The organism is Herminiimonas sp. NPDC097707 (assembly GCF_044761395.1).
Classification (GTDB): domain Bacteria; phylum Pseudomonadota; class Gammaproteobacteria; order Burkholderiales; family Burkholderiaceae_D; genus Oxalicibacterium.
This window is the reverse complement of the sequence record NZ_JBIWCI010000001.1, coordinates 2,595,238-2,611,668: the sequence shown is the minus strand read 5'-3', so window position 1 is coordinate 2,611,668 and position 16,431 is coordinate 2,595,238. Positions and strand designations below refer to the sequence as shown.

16 protein-coding genes are annotated in these 16,431 nt (G+C 54.9%); 15 read left to right on the top strand and 1 reads right to left on the bottom strand.

Going from position 1 to position 16,431, the window contains the following annotated elements; all coding sequences use genetic code 11:
- Positions 1–3: 3 nt before the first annotated feature.
- From ACIQW9_RS12685 to ACIQW9_RS12630, 12 genes are all read left to right on the top strand, one after another.
- Positions 4–465, top strand: a complete 462-nt coding sequence (locus ACIQW9_RS12685; RefSeq protein WP_402337380.1) for a copper chaperone PCu(A)C — start codon at positions 4–6, stop codon at positions 463–465.
- A 71-nt stretch (positions 466–536) separates the two neighbouring features.
- Entirely contained in the window at positions 537–2,822 is a 2,286-nt protein-coding gene (locus ACIQW9_RS12680; RefSeq protein WP_402337377.1) for a TonB-dependent receptor, read from the top strand.
- 22 nt (positions 2,823–2,844) lie between these two features.
- Positions 2,845–4,212: a PepSY-associated TM helix domain-containing protein gene (locus ACIQW9_RS12675; RefSeq protein ID WP_402337375.1), complete on the top strand. Its 1,368-nt coding sequence runs from the start codon at positions 2,845–2,847 to the stop codon at positions 4,210–4,212.
- A gap of 241 nt (positions 4,213–4,453) precedes the next feature.
- The gene (locus ACIQW9_RS12670) at positions 4,454–5,266 is read left to right on the top strand and encodes a ParA family protein (protein WP_402337372.1); all 813 of its coding nucleotides are present in this window, start codon (positions 4,454–4,456) and stop codon (positions 5,264–5,266) included.
- A gap of 504 nt (positions 5,267–5,770) precedes the next feature.
- Complete coding sequence (locus ACIQW9_RS12665) at positions 5,771–6,016, top strand: DUF6139 family protein (RefSeq protein WP_402337369.1); 246 nt, start codon at positions 5,771–5,773, stop codon at positions 6,014–6,016.
- Positions 6,017–6,190: 174 nt separating this feature from the next.
- Positions 6,191–7,321: a PQQ-dependent sugar dehydrogenase gene (locus ACIQW9_RS12660; protein WP_402337366.1), complete on the top strand. Its 1,131-nt coding sequence runs from the start codon at positions 6,191–6,193 to the stop codon at positions 7,319–7,321.
- Between the two features lie 51 nt (positions 7,322–7,372).
- Entirely contained in the window at positions 7,373–7,651 is a 279-nt protein-coding gene (locus ACIQW9_RS12655) for a hypothetical protein (RefSeq protein ID WP_402337364.1), read from the top strand.
- 21 nt (positions 7,652–7,672) lie between these two features.
- Entirely contained in the window at positions 7,673–7,867 is a 195-nt protein-coding gene (locus tag ACIQW9_RS12650) for a DUF1653 domain-containing protein (protein ID WP_402337361.1), read from the top strand.
- A 17-nt stretch (positions 7,868–7,884) separates the two neighbouring features.
- Positions 7,885–8,568 carry a response regulator transcription factor gene (locus tag ACIQW9_RS12645; RefSeq protein WP_402337359.1) on the top strand — a complete coding sequence of 228 codons (684 nt, stop codon included), beginning with the start codon at positions 7,885–7,887 and terminating at the stop codon, positions 8,566–8,568.
- The gene (locus ACIQW9_RS12640) at positions 8,558–9,844 is read left to right on the top strand and encodes a sensor histidine kinase (protein ID WP_402337357.1); all 1,287 of its coding nucleotides are present in this window, start codon (positions 8,558–8,560) and stop codon (positions 9,842–9,844) included. Before ACIQW9_RS12645 ends, ACIQW9_RS12640 begins: the two co-directional genes overlap by 11 nt.
- 162 nt (positions 9,845–10,006) lie before the next feature.
- A complete protein-coding gene (locus tag ACIQW9_RS12635) occupies positions 10,007–11,680 on the top strand; it encodes a phosphoethanolamine transferase (protein ID WP_402337354.1) in 1,674 nt (557 codons plus the stop codon).
- Between the two features lie 187 nt (positions 11,681–11,867).
- Positions 11,868–14,141 (top strand): nitric-oxide reductase large subunit, encoded by a 2,274-nt coding sequence (locus ACIQW9_RS12630; RefSeq protein WP_402337351.1) that lies wholly within the window; start codon positions 11,868–11,870, stop codon positions 14,139–14,141.
- A 50-nt stretch (positions 14,142–14,191) separates the two neighbouring features.
- Here ACIQW9_RS12630 and ACIQW9_RS12625 read toward each other — a convergent pair whose 3' ends face one another.
- Positions 14,192–15,295 (bottom strand): acyltransferase family protein, encoded by a 1,104-nt coding sequence (locus ACIQW9_RS12625; RefSeq protein WP_402337348.1) that lies wholly within the window; start codon positions 15,293–15,295, stop codon positions 14,192–14,194.
- Here ACIQW9_RS12625 and ACIQW9_RS12620 point away from each other — a divergent pair.
- From ACIQW9_RS12620 to ACIQW9_RS12610, 3 genes are read left to right on the top strand one after another with little or no spacing between them, the layout of a single operon-like run.
- Positions 15,294–15,470 (top strand): hypothetical protein, encoded by a 177-nt coding sequence (locus ACIQW9_RS12620; protein WP_402337345.1) that lies wholly within the window; start codon positions 15,294–15,296, stop codon positions 15,468–15,470. The genes ACIQW9_RS12625 and ACIQW9_RS12620 overlap by 2 nt on opposite strands.
- A 36-nt stretch (positions 15,471–15,506) precedes the next feature.
- On the top strand, positions 15,507–16,016 hold the full coding sequence (locus tag ACIQW9_RS12615; RefSeq protein WP_402337343.1) for a hypothetical protein: 510 nt from the start codon (positions 15,507–15,509) through the stop codon (positions 16,014–16,016).
- Between the two features lie 49 nt (positions 16,017–16,065).
- Positions 16,066–16,413: an antibiotic biosynthesis monooxygenase family protein gene (locus ACIQW9_RS12610; RefSeq protein WP_402337341.1), complete on the top strand. Its 348-nt coding sequence runs from the start codon at positions 16,066–16,068 to the stop codon at positions 16,411–16,413.
- The last annotated feature ends 18 nt before the right edge of the window (positions 16,414–16,431 follow it).

The window sequence follows — 16,431 nt, the reverse complement described above, 5'->3', positions numbered from 1 at the left end:
ATCATGAAAAAAATATTTTTGACCGCTCTGTTAAGCGCATTCTCGCTCGCGTCATTTGCACAAGTCACCGTCACTGATCCATGGGTGCGCGCCACGGTGCCGGCACAAAAAGCCACTGGCGCCTTCATGCAACTGAACAGCAAAACCGATGCACGCCTGGTCGCGGTTAGCTCTCCGCTCGCGCGCGCAGAAATCCATGAAATGGCCATGCAGGACAACATCATGCGCATGCGCCAGATTCCCGCCCTCGATCTGCCAGCCGGCAAAACCGTGACATTGAAACCGGGCAGTTATCACGTCATGTTTTTCGACTTGAAGAATCCAATCAGGGAAGGCGATGTCGTGCCGCTGACGCTGGTGTTTGAAGACAAGGACAAGAAGCGCGAAACGCTTGAATTGAAGATGCCGGCACGTGCGCTGAACTCTACGCCCCATTCGTCACCCGGCGCACCGCATCAAAATTAAACCGTCACGTATCAATATCCGGCAGCGACGCCTGCGCTCACTGTCTATGCAGAAAACAAGGATAACGAAGAATGAAACATCGACTCAATCCGATTTACGCTGCCGTACTCGCAGCTTTCTCGACCTGTGCATACGCACAGGAGACAACAGACGCCGTCGTCAAGACACTGGGCACGATTACCGTAACCAGCGGTCAGCCAACTTCGTTGCCGACACAGATCCCAACCACAATTGAAAGCATTACCGGCAAACAGATAGCGGAAACCATCAATGCGACCGACGCTGAAGATGCGCTGAAATATTTCCCCAGCCTGCTGGTACGCAAACGCTATATCGGCGACTACGATCACGCCATTCTCGCCAGCCGTGCTTCAGGCACAGGCAATAGCGCGCGTTCCATGGTGTATGCCGATGGCATTTTATTGTCCAACCTGCTGGGCAATGGCGCGACCTTTACCCCCCGCTGGGGCATGGTGACGCCGGAACAGATAGAACGCGTGGATGTGCTGTACGGCCCATTCTCGGCTGCTTATCCTGGCAATTCCGTTGGTGCGGTAGTCGATTATGTAACGCGTATGCCAAGCAAGTTTGAAGGTCACGTCAAGGTGACCGGCTTTACGCAAAACTTCGATCTGTACAACACGCACTCCAGTTATTCCGGCCATCAGGAAAGCGCCTCGCTGGGCGATCGCAACGGCGCATGGTCCTGGTGGCTGAACGTGAATCATCTGGAGAGCGACGGCCAGCCGCTGGTAATTGTGAGCAAGCCACTCGGTGCCGTAGGCAACGTCGGCACACCTGTGACGGGCGCCGTTAGCAGCAGAGACACAAAAAATGCACAGAACGTCATTCTTGGCACCAGCAATCAAGTACGCACCGTGCAGGATCAGGCCAAGGTCAAACTGGCTTACGATTTCTCGCCGACCGTGCGTGCAAGTTACACGCTTGGATGGTGGAGCAATGATGCGAAACGGACCTCGGACAGCTATCTTCGGGATGCTGCGGGCAACCCTGTCTACAGCGGTACTGTCAATATCGACGGACGCGACTATGCACTAGGCAATACAGATTTTTCAAGCAGTCGCGGCAAGTTGGAGCATGTCATGCATGCACTGTCCGTCAAGAGCAATACCAAGAGCACTTGGGATTGGGAGGTGGCGACAAGCCTGTACGACTATGCAAAAGATGAAGTGCGTACATCCACCACGGCCTTGCCAAATGCTGCAATCGGCGGTGCCGGGATGTTGACTGACATGAGCGGAACAGGATGGAACACGTTTGCACTGAAAGGAATATGGCGGCCGGACGGCATTCAGGGGCCGCATATCGTGGATTTCGGCTATCAGCAGGATGACTATCGCCTACGTACTGCTGTATTCAGCACAAGCAACTGGATTCATGGAGATGCCAGCCAGCGCACATCCGCTTTTACCGGTAATACGCAATTGCAAAGCCTGTACGCGCAAGACACATGGCGTTTCGCAAAGGCCTGGAAAACCACGCTCGGCGGTCGTCTGGAGCAATGGCAGGCAAGTAATGGTTCCATCTCAAACGCCAGTTCGACGCTGAGATTTAGTGAAAGAAGTGAAAATTATTTTTCACCAAAAGCCGCCATCGCTTATCAAGTGGCGCCGGCATGGGCATTGAAAGCATCATTGGGGCGTGCGATACGTTTCCCAACCGTATCCGAGTTGTATCAGGGCGCAATTGCCGCGGACAACACGATCGTGCGGAATGATCCCAATCTGAAACCGGAAAAATCATGGACTAGTGAATTTACCGTAGAGCGCGATCTCGGCAACGGCTTGTTGCGTATCACGATCTTTCATGAAGACACGCACGACGCCTTGTACTCACAACTCAATGTCATTGCGGGTGCCACGGTATCGACGGTACAGAACGTCGACCACATGCGCACCACCGGTCTGGAAGTCGCCTATCAGGCAAATGATATTGCGATACGCGGGCTGGATCTGTCAGGCAGCGTGACCTTTGCCGATTCCAAAACCGTCAGGAATGACAACAACCCCGCAAGCGTCGGCAAATGGCAGCCGCGTGTGCCGAAGTGGCGCGCAAGTGCACTTGCAAGCTATCGCCCTGATGATCGCTGGACTTACACCTTCGGTGCGCGCTACAGCGGTCGTCAATATGGCCAGCTCGATAACAGCGATGTCAACGGCTTTGCCTATACCGGAGTCAGCAGCTTTTTCGTCACCGATGTACGCGTACGCTATCGGATCGCCAAGCAATGGACGGCATCGCTTGGCATCGACAACCTCAACAACAAAAAATACTGGAACTTCCACCCGTATCCGCAGCGCACCGTGCTGGCGGAGTTGAAGTTTGATCTCGATTAAGCAAGCTGGAATAGGATGCGCCATGAATAAGACTGCCATGCCGGCACAACACGAACTTGCATCGCTTGCGGCGAGGCGAAAAAGCCTGTTCTGGCGCATCCATTTCTGGGCCGCGCTGATCGCATCGCCATTCGCGCTGCTTGCGGCGCTGACCGGCATTCTGTATATCTTTACGCCGCAAATCGAGCAGTTTTTGTACGCTGATCTGGATCATGTCCAGCCTGTCGGCGAGATGCGCACGCTGGATGCTGCGATAAGCGCCGCTCGCCTTGCCGTACCGGCAGAATCATCGTTACGTTCGGTCGTTCCGGCTTTCGCGCCTAGCGATAGTGTCAGGGTATTTTTCATGCTGCCCGACCCGCACAACGCACACACATCGACAGACGAACATGCTGCTCATCGGGCCGCTCCGGCAAAGACTGCGGCAGCCAATCGCAGTGCACGAACCGCCGTGGTTTACGTCAATCCCTATACGACTACCGTACTGGGCATGCATGCAGGGAACGAACGCTTTGGCGCCTGGAGCAAGAAACTGCATTCCGCTCTGCTGCAAGGCGACAGCTGGCGCTGGCTGATTGAACTGGCGGCAAGCTGGTTGATGGTGATGCTGCTGACCGGCGTTTATTTATGGTGGCCGCGCAACAGTGAAAAAGGTTTGCCGCAACGCGGCGCCAGCGGCCGCAAGGCATGGGCGCAATGGCACGGCTTCATCGGCGTTGCATTGAGTGTGATGAGTTTCGTTATCCTGACAACCGGTTTGACATGGAGCAAATATGCCGGCGATCAAATTCGTCTGGCGCGCGACAGCATCGGTCAGGCATCGCCGCAGGCGCCGCGTAATTTGACGTCGACAGCCATGGACGGTATCGCGCCAATGACGTGGCAGGCTGCAGCAGATGCCGCACGACGGCAGGCACCCGCAGTTGCATTGCAGCTGGTTGCGCCGCGCGATAGTCTCGGCACATGGCGCGTGAACAGTTACGATCCCGCACAGCCGAAAAAACGCGTCGACATGATGCTCGATGCATACAGCGGCAATGCCTTGTTCTACTCTAACTGGAACAATCAGACCACCTTTTCCAAGGCCACCGGTATCGGCATCCCGTTCCATCGCGGCGAATTCGGCTGGTGGAATCAGCTTCTACTACTGCTATTCGGCTTGGGCATTGTTTTTTCACTGCTCTCCGGCTGGGTCATGTTCTTCAAGCGCCGCAAGACGGGTGCCTTCGGCTTGCCGAAGCTGCTGCCCGGCGCATGGAAAGCCATGCCTGTTGGAGGATGGATATGCACCGCATGTCTGTTTGTCGCGATGCCATTGCTCGCCATATCTTCTGCCATGCTCGCCACCATTGAAATTTTTCTGCATTACCGCCAGAGAAAAACATTCTGAACAGTGAGGGAAGAAAGGAAAGCGCCGTGGTCCCAGACTTGATTGAATAGTGCTGTGCGTGTGCGAGACTGAATGGCGGCATGACAAATCATGATGTTACTATTCCTGAACTACGTGCCCGCCGTCCATGCCCCAGCATTCGCGCATTGAAATAATGCACTGGAAATCATGGCGGCCCCATGCCGGTCGCGTCAATGATGGATAGCTGTATCGATGCAGTTGCATCGTATTCGGGAACCTTATGACGATAGTCACGGTATTCAATCAAAAGGGCGGTGTGGGTAAAACCACGACTGCACTGAATCTTGCCGCCGCACTGGCACGACGCGGTTGCCAGCCTTATGGCATTGATCTGGACCCGCAAGCGCACCTGAGCGCAGTCACCGGCGTGACGGCGAACTCAGGCAACGACACCATCCTCAGTCTGTTTCAGCACAATCGCACACTGCGCGAACTGGTCCGCACATCGCCTACCAGCGGCATCGGCATCATCCCCGCGCATATGGAATTATCGAAAATCGATACCCTGTTTGGCAAAGGCTACGATATCGTCAACATGCTCAATGCCAATTTGCGCGGCGAAAAATTCAACGACGAAAACACGCCGGTGATGATCGATTGCTGCCCGTTGATAGGCGTGCTGTCGCTGAATGCGATCTTTGCCTGCGATTGCCTGATCGTGCCGGTATCGGCAGATCATCTATCCGCAAAGGGCGCCATCCAGATTGAAAAAACCTTGAAGGCACTGGAGCCGGTGTTGAAGCGCCGCGTCAATCGACGTTATTTATTGACGCGCTTCGACGGACGACGCGGCATGGCGTGGGAAGTGCTGAAGATACTGGAAGAAAGATTCGGCGCCGATGTCTGTCGCACGCGCATCTCGGAAAATGTCAGCCTGGCCGAAAGCCCTGCATATAACAAGACAATATTCGAGCATGCACCTCACAGTCGTGGCGCACAGGATTATGAAACCTTGCTCGATGAATTGCTGGCCGAAGGCTTTATCGACGCACCCGCCTTAGCGCGAGATGAGAGACAGAATATCGTCAACTGAATGAGCGATACCAGGGCGTTGTACATGCCCCTTTATGTCACAACGCAATACTTCGCAATGACGATACATTTGCCGCAATTTTCGTTCAGCATCTTCGCGATCCATCCCGCCAATCACAATGCTTTCTATTTTTTGGCCTTCGCGCGTCTTCACTGAAAAATTAAATTTCAACATGAATACCTCTCACAGATTCGAGTAGTTCGCATTACTCCCCCTAGAATGTATGAAAACACTAGCATGGCGCAAGCCATTCATTGCCAGGATGTAACGTTTCTTTGTAAAAAAACACCATTTTTATTACATAAAGTGCCGATCTGCGCTCAAAATGTCGGAAATTCGTCACATTGCACGTAGATGCCGCAACTTAATGTCGGTAATTGCCAATAAGGCAATATTCAAGCCAGCCATGTAATTCCTGCAAAGTTCAGTCCAGGTGCTTCACGCAACCATCCCAGCGATGTACAGTCACAAAAGGCCATCTCTTAACCTTTCTAAGGATTCGTCATGCGCATTGATATTTATAGAAGAGCAGAGCACGCCGGTCATTTTTCCTATATGGCCGTACCCGAAGGCAAGTTGATCCCGGAAGAGGCGGTCAATACAGATTGGGAACTGACGAATCGCGGCGTGGATGTGGAAGACGGCGCAACGCAGCTGGCAAATTTTGCGATCGATGCTCCCTTTGAACAAATCCAGGCCAAAGGTTACGCAATTACCAGCGTCAAGAAACTGGCGAACTCCTCACCGTAAGGCCAATACCGTTTGTATGTGTCTGATGGACGGCGCATACAAAATCACCAGTATTTTCAAGCCGCGCATACGCTGTCTGCCCGCTGGCACGGACAGTAGTGCGCGGTCGGATTTTCCATACGCTTTTTCCTGATCCCGATCATGCTTCTTTCCTTTCATGCCCCTGGAGCATCCATGCGCAAGGATTGCTGCAAGGCCGCCGTCATTTCGCTCTTATGCATCATCATTCCCTCCGCTTCGGCGCAGGATGCAACTGCAGTACGCACGGAAATCATTGCACAGGGACTGGATCACCCATGGGCGCTCGCCTTCATCGATCGCAAGCGCATGCTGGTCAGCGAACGCGCGGGCACTCTGCGTGTGGTGCAGGCAGGCGTTCCGATTTCGGCACCTGTCGCCGGCTTGCCGAAAATCTATGTCGGCGGTCAGGGCGGCTTGCTCGATGTGATCACGGACCGTCAATTCAGCAGCAATCGCATCATCTATTTTTGCTATAGCAAAGCCGCCAATGCAAAAACCGGCGGCAACGGAAATTCGACGGCGCTGGCATCAGCGCGCTTGTCCGACGATGCCACGCAACTGGAACAAGTGAAAGTATTGTTCAATCAGCAGCCGAAATTCGACAGTCGCGCACACTTCGGCTGCCGCATTGTTGAAAACACCGACGGCACGCTCTTCCTGACACTGGGTGATCGCTTCAGTCGCATGCAGGATGCGCAAACCCTGAACAACCATCACGGGAAAATCGTGCGTATCCGCAAGGATGGTTCGGTGCCGACAGATAATCCTTTCGTCGGCAAACCCGGTGCGCTGGCGGAAATCTGGAGCATCGGGCATCGCAATGTGCAGGGCGCCACGCTGGGCCCGGATGGAAAGTTGTGGACGCATGAACATGGCCCGCAAGGCGGCGATGAAATCAATCGGCCGCAGGCCGGAAAAAATTACGGCTGGCCTGTCATCACTTATGGCGAGAATTATGGCGGTGGAAAAATCGGTGCAGGCCTGACAGCAAAAGCCGGCATGGAACAGCCGCTGCATCAGTGGACCCCATCGATTGCACCATCCGGCATGCGCTTCTTGCGCAGCGACAGATACGGCAAGGCGTGGCAAGGAAACCTGTTTGTCGGCTCGCTCAAATTCCATTATCTTGCACGGCTGGAGCTCAAGGATAGCAAGGTCGTGCACGAAGAGCGCCTGCTGCAGAATGTAGGGCAGCGCATACGCGAAGGACCGGATGGTTTGCTGTATGTACTGACAGATGAGGCAAACGGGCAATTGCTGCGTGTACTGCCCGCAAAGTATTAAATGCCGATTGCCGTACTCACTTACAATAACGGCACATCAAATGGAGTACACATGTTTTCAGGGCAGTCCTTCGAAGAAATCCTTAAAAAGAAAAACGTCCGTCTGCTTCTTGCGGCGATCTGCATTTATCTGGCACTGGCCGGTGCGCATCAGTTATGGACCGGCGTCGATCAGGTTGATTGGCTGCGCGGTGGCGGAAATCTGCTGATATGGGGTGGCTTTGCAGTATTGAATGCCATGCAGGCCTACGGCAGGAAACAGGCTGGCATCAATATTCCGATCAACATCGGCGTCGTGCTGGTGATTGGCAGCTGGATCGTCAAGATGTAATGATTTTTGAGGAGAAGCACCATGCAATTCAGACATTATAAAGGCGGCATCTATGATTTCGTCTGCGCCGCCAAACTCGAATCCGATCCGAACATCGTCATGATCGTCTATACCGCTGCCGACGGTTCGTTCTGGACCCGTCCGGAAACAGTATTCTTTGAAATGATCGAGCACGATGGAAAAAGCGTGCAGCGCTTTACCGCCATCGACGAATAGCCAAGCGGAAGGCAAACGTGTACGCACTAATCATCGAAGACAATCCGGATATCGTCGCCAATCTATACGGCTTCCTCGAACCGCTCGGTTATACGCTTGATGTCGCACTCACCGGACAGGCCGGTGTCACACGCGCCATCAGCGCACATTACGATGTGATCGTGCTGGATCTGGAGCTGCCCGGACTCGACGGCATAGAAGTATGTCGCCAGTTGCGCAAGGTGCACCGTCTGGCAACGCCCATCCTGATGCTGACCGCCCGCGATACAGTAAAGGACAAGCTGACCGGTTTTGAGGTTGGCGCCGACGATTACCTGGTCAAACCGTTTTCACTGGTGGAACTGGAAGCCAGGCTGAAGGCGCTGGTACGGCGCGCACGCAATGAAAATGTCGAACATATTCTTGAATTCGGCGAATTGCGTTACGACCTCAGCCGTTGCGAAGCCACGCGCGCCGGACACAAGCTGCCCTTGACGCCGACCGGCTACAAATTGCTCGAATCACTGATGCGCAAAGCGCCTGCACTAATTACACGCGAAGAGTTATTGCGTGAAATATGGGGTGACGATCCGCCTGACAGCGATGCGCTGCGCACGCATATTCATGCCTTGCGCCAGGCCATGGACAGGCCCTTCGTCCACCCGATGCTGCGCACACTGCCAGGCAACGGCTACCGTTTGATCAAGGAAGATGAAAAATAATTTCTCGCTGAAACACCGAATTGCCGGCGCCTTTGTGTTGCTGGCCTTCGTGCTATGCAGCTTCTTTTCGCTGGTCGCCTATTTTGCGGTTGAAATAGCGGAAACCAGTTTAATCGATCACAACATGAGCAAGCTGATGGATCAAGCCATCAATCAGCACCTGAACGGGCGCCTGAGCGAGTTACCGGAAGACATACATTTCTATGTCAATCAAGGCATCCCGACGGAATTGCGCCACTATGCTCCCGGCATCCACGAAATCGAAAGCGGTACGCGTACCATGCACATCATCGTGCGTAATCAGGGTCGCAATCACTTCGTTCTGAGCGATGACACCACCGATTTCGAATTCCTCGAATTGTTGATTTTCATTTCGATAGGCGCCGGTTTCGTTACTAGTATGCTGCTGGCTATCGCACTCGGCCTGACCTCTGCAAAACGCATCATTGCACCGGTTACCGCATTAGCCGCTGCTGTCGAACGCAACGATGCGCCAACCATGCTGCCATCACTCACCACGCAAAACGAGATCGGTATGCTGGCGCGTGCGTTTGCCAAACGCACCGAGCAGTTGCAGCAGTTTCTCTCGGATGAAAAATTATTCACCGGCGACGTCAGCCACGAATTACGCACACCGTTGACCATCGTATTGGGCGCATCCGAATTATTGAAGGTCCGGCTCGCACAATCACCGGACGAGCTGATCATCGCCGAACGCATACGCCGCGTCGCGGCAGAGGCTTCGGAACGCGTCGGCGCCTTGCTGCTGCTATCGCAATCGCCGGAAACATTGGGTGGCAGTCAATTGTCGCTCACGCATCTGATTGCGCGTGAAATCGAACGCTGCCAGCAACTGCTGGCCGGCAAGCCGGTACAGATTCAATTCCAGGAACCGGGCGACATCTGGGTTTACGCGCGCGCCGAGCTGGCAGGCATTGCGATCGGCAACCTGCTGCGCAATGCCTGCCAGTACACGGAAGAAGGCACCGTCCGGGTGCAACTGACGGCGCAACAATTGACGATAGAAGATAACGGCCCGGGCGTGCCGGAAAACGTACGCGCGCGCCTGTTTGAGCGTTTTGTCCGTGGTAGCGACAACCAGCATGTCGGTTCCGGCCTGGGACTGGCCATCGTCAAGCGCGTCGCCGACCATCTGGGCTGGCAGATTGAATATGCAACGCCTAACGGCGGCGGCAGTCGTTTTACCCTGACATTTCCATCGAATCAGGATCTCGCAGAATCAATGCAAAACCATACTGCTGCGACGCTAATCTAATAGATGCACACTCTATAGCCGGCAAGCATCTGATTTCCGGCTGATTCACCATTTCCCGGCTTGTTCCGCGCAATGCCCAGTCTGTTGCCTTAACGCATTCTTAACGGCAATCTCGATAGCGTGTCAGCTTCTTCCCTCTTGCAGCTGGTATCCGCCTTGAAAATGTCCCAAGCTGCCGGAAACACCGGCGCCGTTTCTCGCTCTTTGCTTTCTGTTTTTGCTCGTCTCCCCGCCATCGGCGTTGAAAGGCTCGGCATCCTTGCGAGCCTGTTTTTTTCCATCGCCTGCAACTATCTGTTTTTCTCTGCTGCACTAGCCAACCGCGACTGGTCGCATCCCGCCTCATGGCTTTTTGCAGGCGCGATTTTCATTGCGATCACGGCCTTGCAAAGCGCCGGCCTGTTTGTCGTGCTCAATCGCTGGAGCGCCAAACCGGTGCTGACCGTGCTGTTCATCGTCACGGCCGCAGCCACCTACTACATGAACAAGTACACCGTTTTCTTCAATACGGAAATGGTCAGAAACATTCTGCGTACCGACGTCAAGGAAGCCAGCGAACTGTTCTCTCTGAATTTCTGTATACATATGTTCATGTACGCTGCGCTGCCGATTCTGCTGGTGTGGAAATTACGTTTGAAAACCATACCCTTGCGCCGTGCCATACCGGTACGTCTGGCGTATATCGTCGGCGCAATTGTCATTGCCGCCGGTTCCATTCTGCTGGTATTCCAGGATTTTTCTTCACTGATGCGCAACCAGAAGGAAGTGCGCTTCCTGATCATGCCCAGCAATTACCTGTTTTCACTGACGCGCGTAGTGGCAGCCGACACCGCGCAGGCGAATGTGCCGAAAATTTCGATCAGCGACGATGCAAAACTGGGCGCAGCCTGGGGACAGCGCGCCAAGCCGATGCTGTTTGTACTGGTGGTAGGCGAAACGACACGCGCAGCAAACTGGGGCCTGAACGGTTACGCGCGTCAAACCACGCCGGAGCTGAGCAAGCTGGATGTGGTGAACTTCCCGCACGCAAGCTCATGCGGCACCAATACCGAAGTATCAGTGCCTTGCATGTTCTCGACTTATGGGCGGCGCAATTACGATGAAACAAAAATCCGCGCGCATGAATCACTGTTGCACATCATCGATCATGCCGGCCTGAAAACAATCTGGCGCGATAATCAGGCCGGTTGCAAAGGCGTCTGCGATGGCCTGGAAGAACAGCGTCTCGACAGCAGCAAGAATGCCGCACTATGCGATGGCGAACGCTGCTTCGATGAAATCCTGCTGGATAATATGGATGGCGAAATTCACAAGGCGCAGAACGGCAACCTGTTCGTCGTCCTGCATATGCTGGGCAATCACGGACCGTCCTACTTCCGCCGCTATCCGGCTGCCATGCGCTCCTTCACGCCGACTTGCGACACCTCCGACCTGAGCAAATGCTCACAGCAGGAAATCGTCAACGCGTATGACAATGGCGTGTTGTACACCGATCATTTCCTGGCGAAAACGATCAGTTATCTGAAAACGCAAACGACTTACGATACCGCAATGCTGTACCTGTCCGATCATGGCGAATCGCTGGGCGAACATGGCATCTATCTGCACGGCTTGCCGTATTCGATCGCCCCCAAGGAACAGACAGAGATTCCGATGGTCATGTGGCTCTCGCAAGGCTTCGCCAGCAGCTTTGGGGTCGACAAGGATTGCCTGAGCAAACGCAGCCGCAATCCGGTGAGCCAGGATAATCTGTTCCACTCCATACTCGGCATGCTGCAGATCGAATCAAAACATTACGACAAATCAATGGATCTGAGCGCCGGCTGCCGCGCATAGCAGAACAATCCTTTCCCCCGCAGCATGTTCATCAACATGCTGCGGAAAATGCAGCAAGCTCCCATCGCACACTACCGCCAGGCGGCCGCACACACTCCTCCAGATTTTTTGTGGCATTAAAAATACCTGTTATTGTGTGTGCACTGTGCAAGTCGAATTGCACAGCAATGTGCTGAGGAGATGGGAAATGGGCGAATATCGCAAGCTGTGGTGGACCTTGATTACCGTTCTGCTAGTCACGTTTTCCATACTCGGCATCAGCGGCGTCGAAATATACAAGCAGGCACCGCCGATTCCGGCACAAGTCACCACCACCTCCAACCGCGTCCTCATGACCAGCGAGGATATCCTCAACGGCCAGACTGCATGGCAAAGCACAGGCGGCATGCAACTGGGTTCCATCTGGGGGCATGGCGCTTATCAGGCGCCCGACTGGAGTGCCGACTGGCTGCATCGCGAACTGCTGGCCTGGCTCGATCTCGCCGCGCATGAAACCTATCGCCAGCCGTATGCACAACTCAACGGCGAACAGCAGGCCGCACTGCAATACCAGCTCAAAACAGAATATCGACGCAATACGTATAACGCTGAAACAGGCACCGTCACGGTTTCCGAACGGCGCGCCAAGGCGATGCTGCAAACCGCCGATTACTATCATCGCCTGTACGGCGATGCGCCGGAATTACGGAGCTCACGCGACAACTTCGCGATGAAGGAAAATACGCTGCCGGATGCCAGTCGCCGCGATGATCTGACCAAGTTCTTTTTCTGGACGGCATGGGCGGCATCGACCGACCGTCCCGGCACCGCTGCCACCTATACCAACAACTGGCCGCCGGAACCGCTGATCGGCAATCACCCTACGCCTGAAAACGTGCTGTGGTCGCTGGCATGCATCATCCTCCTGATTGCCGGCATCGGCTTTCTGGTGCTGGGCTGGTCTTTCCTGCGCAAGCATTCCCCCGATCCGCAAGCGCCAAGCGCCGATCCTTTGACGCAAGTCGGCCTTACACCCTCGCAAAAGGCGCTGGGAAAATACCTGCTGGTCGTGATGGCCCTGTTTATCTTCCAGGTATTTCTGGGCGGCCTGACTGCGCACTACACCATCGAGGGGCAGCACTTCTACGGCCTGGATATTTCGCAATGGTTCCCGTATTCGCTGACCCGCACCTGGCATCTGCAAGCGGCCATTTTCTGGATTGCTACCGCCTTCCTGAGCGCCGGTCTGTTTCTTGCACCTGTCATTCATGGCGGACGCGATCCGAAATATCAAAAACTCGGTGTCGATATTCTGTTCTGCGCCTTGCTCGTGGTGGTGGCCGGCTCTTTCATCGGCAGCTTTCTCGCGATCAAGGGCGTCATGCCAGCCGAGCTGAATTTCTGGCTTGGACATCAGGGTTACGAATATCTGGATCTGGGTCGTCTGTGGCAGCTGGCATTGTTCATCGGCATCCTGTTCTGGCTCGGCCTGATGCTGCGCGCCATGCTACCGGCCTTCAAACAGGGCGGCGATAAAAATCTGCTGGCCCTGCTGTGCACTTCGACCATCGCCATCGGCCTGTTCTACGGCGCCGGCCTGTTTTATGGCGAACGCACGCATATCACCATCATGGAATACTGGCGCTGGTGGGTCGTGCATCTGTGGGTGGAGGGCATTTTCGAAGTCTTTGCCACCACGGCACTGGCCTTCATTTTCTCCAGCATGGGCCTGGTATCCAAACGCGTGGCAACTGCAGCCAGCCTCGCGTCCGCTTCCCTGTTCATGGTTGGCGGCGTACCCGGCACCTTCCATCATATGTACTTCTCCGGCACCAGCACACCCATCATGGCAGTGGGCGCGGCCTTCAGCGCACTGGAAGTCGTACCTTTGATCCTGCTCGGGTATGAAGCATGGGAACACTGGCGCCTGAAGGAACGCGCTCCATGGATGAAAGCGATCGAATGGCCGCTAATGTGCTTCATCGCCGTCGCGTTCTGGAATATGGTCGGCGCCGGCATCTTCGGCTTCATGATCAACACACCGGTGGCGCTGTTCTACCTGCAAGGCTTGAACACGACGGCAGTGCACTCCCACGCCGCGTTATTCGGCGTCTACGGCTTTCTGTCCATTGGTTTTGTATTGCTGATACTGCGCTATATACGGCCGGCGATGCAATTCAACCATCGCCTGATGCATACCGGCTTCTGGTGGCTGAACGCCGGCCTGATTCTGATGATCGCAACCAGCCTGCTGCCGGTCGGCCTGTTCCAGTTCCAGGCCAGCGTCAGTGAAGGCATGTGGTACGCCCGTAGCGAAGCATTCCTGCAGCAGGATTTTCTTGAAACCCTGCGTTGGATACGTACTTTTGGCGATGTCGTTTTTATTGTCGGCGCATGTGCGGTGGCATGGCAGGTGGTGCTAGGCGTTTTCCATATCGCACCGCATGCAAAAGCTGTGAAAGACGCCGTGCACGTGCCTTGAGTCTGCGTGCGGCCGCACCTGCTGGACGGCGGGCGCGGCACGCATGACCATCAGCTGATCTGCTGCGCTACCAGCAGACTACCCACCAGCAGGCCGGTAGGTGCCAGCAAGCGTTTTCTGCCGCCGGCCGGCCGGTTTTCAACCCAGGTGAACAACAATGCACCGCCACCTATGCTGACGCCTAACGCAATCAGCATGCCGAGCAGATTGGCGAGCGGCGCTTGCGGAAAGAAATGGAAGAAGACCGCATTCACGATCATGCACAGAGGAAAGTGGATCAGAAATATCGAGTACGAAATACGGCCGAGATAGGTCAGCATGTTCGGCATCCGCCATTGCTCCAATGCACCCGTCTGACGCGCCAGTCCGAGCATCAGCATCACGCAGCCCGCCACCAAAATGCGCGAACGAAAATCCAGTAGCAGTGCAACGATCACCACCATGCTCAGCAAAGCAAGCCAGAGCATGCCACGGCGACGCCGTGAGACCCAGTAAGCAAGCGCACCCAAACCGTAAGCGCCGAAGAAGTACAACGCGGTGGTATCCCACGCTTCATTCAGATTGAAGACGAACAGCGACACCATCGTCAGCAGGGCGATCAAGACGGGGCCGATGAATGCCGGTACAGAATAGCGCGCCTCGATTTTTCCCGCGCTCCACAGCAATATCGCGGCAAGGGCGAACAGTTGCAAATCGATCGCCACATACCAGACGCCGGCAGACAAGGCTTCTTCGCCGACCAGATCCTGCAGGAAAAACACATGCGACCATAGCTGTGCAAAATCCGGAACGTCAGGGATGGAATCGTCGCTCAGCCATTCGCGCGCCAGGGCCGCACACAGGATCGCGAACACTAATGCAACCAGGTAGGGAATCGCCAATCGCAGATAACGTTGATAAATCGAATACAGCGGATTACCGACCAGGGTCTTGCCATGCGGCGCAAATTTTGCCGCCAGCAAAAAACCGGCAATCACAAAAAATGCCTGCACCGCCATGCGACCGTATTGGTAAAGCAGATCGATCGCAGTCGGCATGAACGGATAGGCAATATCCGACATCGGACCGTAAAACGCGAGGTGATGGAGAACGATGAACAAACAGGCAATCGCCTTGAGCGCATCGACGCAAGGCATTCTTGAAGCACTACGCATGAATTCTGATTTCGTGGATATTGTTTGGCGCGGCCAGCGGGCCAGAAGAGACTTTTCAGCCATGTTGCCGGCCAAAAATCGGCCAGGGCGCAAGTCTACACCTACTCACATCATTCCGCTGAAACGAACAACCGCCTGCGGCTATCAGCGATGGCCCTATGAAATTAGCCTATGATACGCAACCCGGAACAATCAACAGAAGCGAGTTCGCATGCACAACGCGGAATGGCAGGAAGACAATGAAGCAGATCACGGCAGCGCCATCCATGAAGCGCGCCTGTGGCGCGATGATGGCTGGACTGCCCGCGTTATCAGGAACGAAGACGGTGAAGGCTGGGCCGTGGAAATGATCAAGGACGGCGAAGCCGAGCCTGCCTTGGTCGGGCCGTGGACGATGGGGCGCGACAAGAAAAATCCCAAGCCGCTGGATACGCCGGCCTTCCACACGCTGGTCAAGACCGCTGCCGAAGTCTTGCGCAGACACGAGCAGCAATTGCATGCGATGCTGCACAAGAACGTCATGGTGAATACCGCATCGGCAACGCTCAGTGTCACACTCGACATCGTGCCGAACGAAGATGATCCCTATGCCATTCTGGCAGCACAGGATGAAAGCGGCGAACAGCTGGCAGCCGTACGCGTGGCGCCGACGTTCAAGCTCACGCGCAGCAGTGCCGAGAACTGGATCGCCAACGAATTTCGCAGGCCAGCCGATCGCTAGGGTAAAATAAATTGCATATTTTTTACCGCCACAGCCATGGGAGAGTTGAATGATTGCCGTTATTTTTGAAGTCATCCCGCATGCCGATCACAAACAGGATTATCTGGCTGCCGCCGCAAAATTGAAGCCGCTGCTGGAAAGCATGGACGGTTTTATTTCCGTCGAGCGTTTTCAGAGTCTGACGCAAGCGGACAAGATATTGTCGCTCTCGTACTGGCGCGACGAAGCAGCGGTACAGCAATGGCGCAATCTGGAAGAACACCGCATGGTGCAAACCGCCGGCCGGCAAACCATTTTTTCAGACTATCGCTTGAGGGTTGCGCATGTGCTGCGCGACTATGGCATGCATGAGCGGGCGGAAGCACCGGCAGATTCACGCATGGCGCACGAAAAATAACGGGCAGACTAGCGGGCA

What these genes read in the sequence shown, in the direction of transcription:
- ACIQW9_RS12685 (WP_402337380.1), top strand. Translation starts at nt 4, where the DNA reads ATGAAAAAAATATTTTTGACCGCTCTGTTAAGCGCATTCTCGCTCGCG.
- ACIQW9_RS12680 (WP_402337377.1), top strand. Translation starts at nt 537, where the DNA reads ATGAAACATCGACTCAATCCGATTTACGCTGCCGTACTCGCAGCTTTC.
- ACIQW9_RS12675 (WP_402337375.1), top strand. Translation starts at nt 2,845, where the DNA reads ATGAATAAGACTGCCATGCCGGCACAACACGAACTTGCATCGCTTGCG.
- ACIQW9_RS12670 (WP_402337372.1), top strand. Translation starts at nt 4,454, where the DNA reads ATGACGATAGTCACGGTATTCAATCAAAAGGGCGGTGTGGGTAAAACC.
- ACIQW9_RS12665 (WP_402337369.1), top strand. Translation starts at nt 5,771, where the DNA reads ATGCGCATTGATATTTATAGAAGAGCAGAGCACGCCGGTCATTTTTCC.
- ACIQW9_RS12660 (WP_402337366.1), top strand. Translation starts at nt 6,191, where the DNA reads ATGCGCAAGGATTGCTGCAAGGCCGCCGTCATTTCGCTCTTATGCATC.
- ACIQW9_RS12655 (WP_402337364.1), top strand. Translation starts at nt 7,373, where the DNA reads ATGTTTTCAGGGCAGTCCTTCGAAGAAATCCTTAAAAAGAAAAACGTC.
- ACIQW9_RS12650 (WP_402337361.1), top strand. Translation starts at nt 7,673, where the DNA reads ATGCAATTCAGACATTATAAAGGCGGCATCTATGATTTCGTCTGCGCC.
- ACIQW9_RS12640 (WP_402337357.1), top strand. Translation starts at nt 8,558, where the DNA reads ATGAAAAATAATTTCTCGCTGAAACACCGAATTGCCGGCGCCTTTGTG.
- ACIQW9_RS12635 (WP_402337354.1), top strand. Translation starts at nt 10,007, where the DNA reads ATGTCCCAAGCTGCCGGAAACACCGGCGCCGTTTCTCGCTCTTTGCTT.
- ACIQW9_RS12630 (WP_402337351.1), top strand. Translation starts at nt 11,868, where the DNA reads ATGGGCGAATATCGCAAGCTGTGGTGGACCTTGATTACCGTTCTGCTA.
- ACIQW9_RS12620 (WP_402337345.1), top strand. Translation starts at nt 15,294, where the DNA reads ATGAATTCTGATTTCGTGGATATTGTTTGGCGCGGCCAGCGGGCCAGA.
- ACIQW9_RS12625 (WP_402337348.1), bottom strand. Translation starts at nt 15,295, where the DNA reads ATGCGTAGTGCTTCAAGAATGCCTTGCGTCGATGCGCTCAAGGCGATT.
- ACIQW9_RS12615 (WP_402337343.1), top strand. Translation starts at nt 15,507, where the DNA reads ATGCACAACGCGGAATGGCAGGAAGACAATGAAGCAGATCACGGCAGC.
- ACIQW9_RS12610 (WP_402337341.1), top strand. Translation starts at nt 16,066, where the DNA reads ATGATTGCCGTTATTTTTGAAGTCATCCCGCATGCCGATCACAAACAG.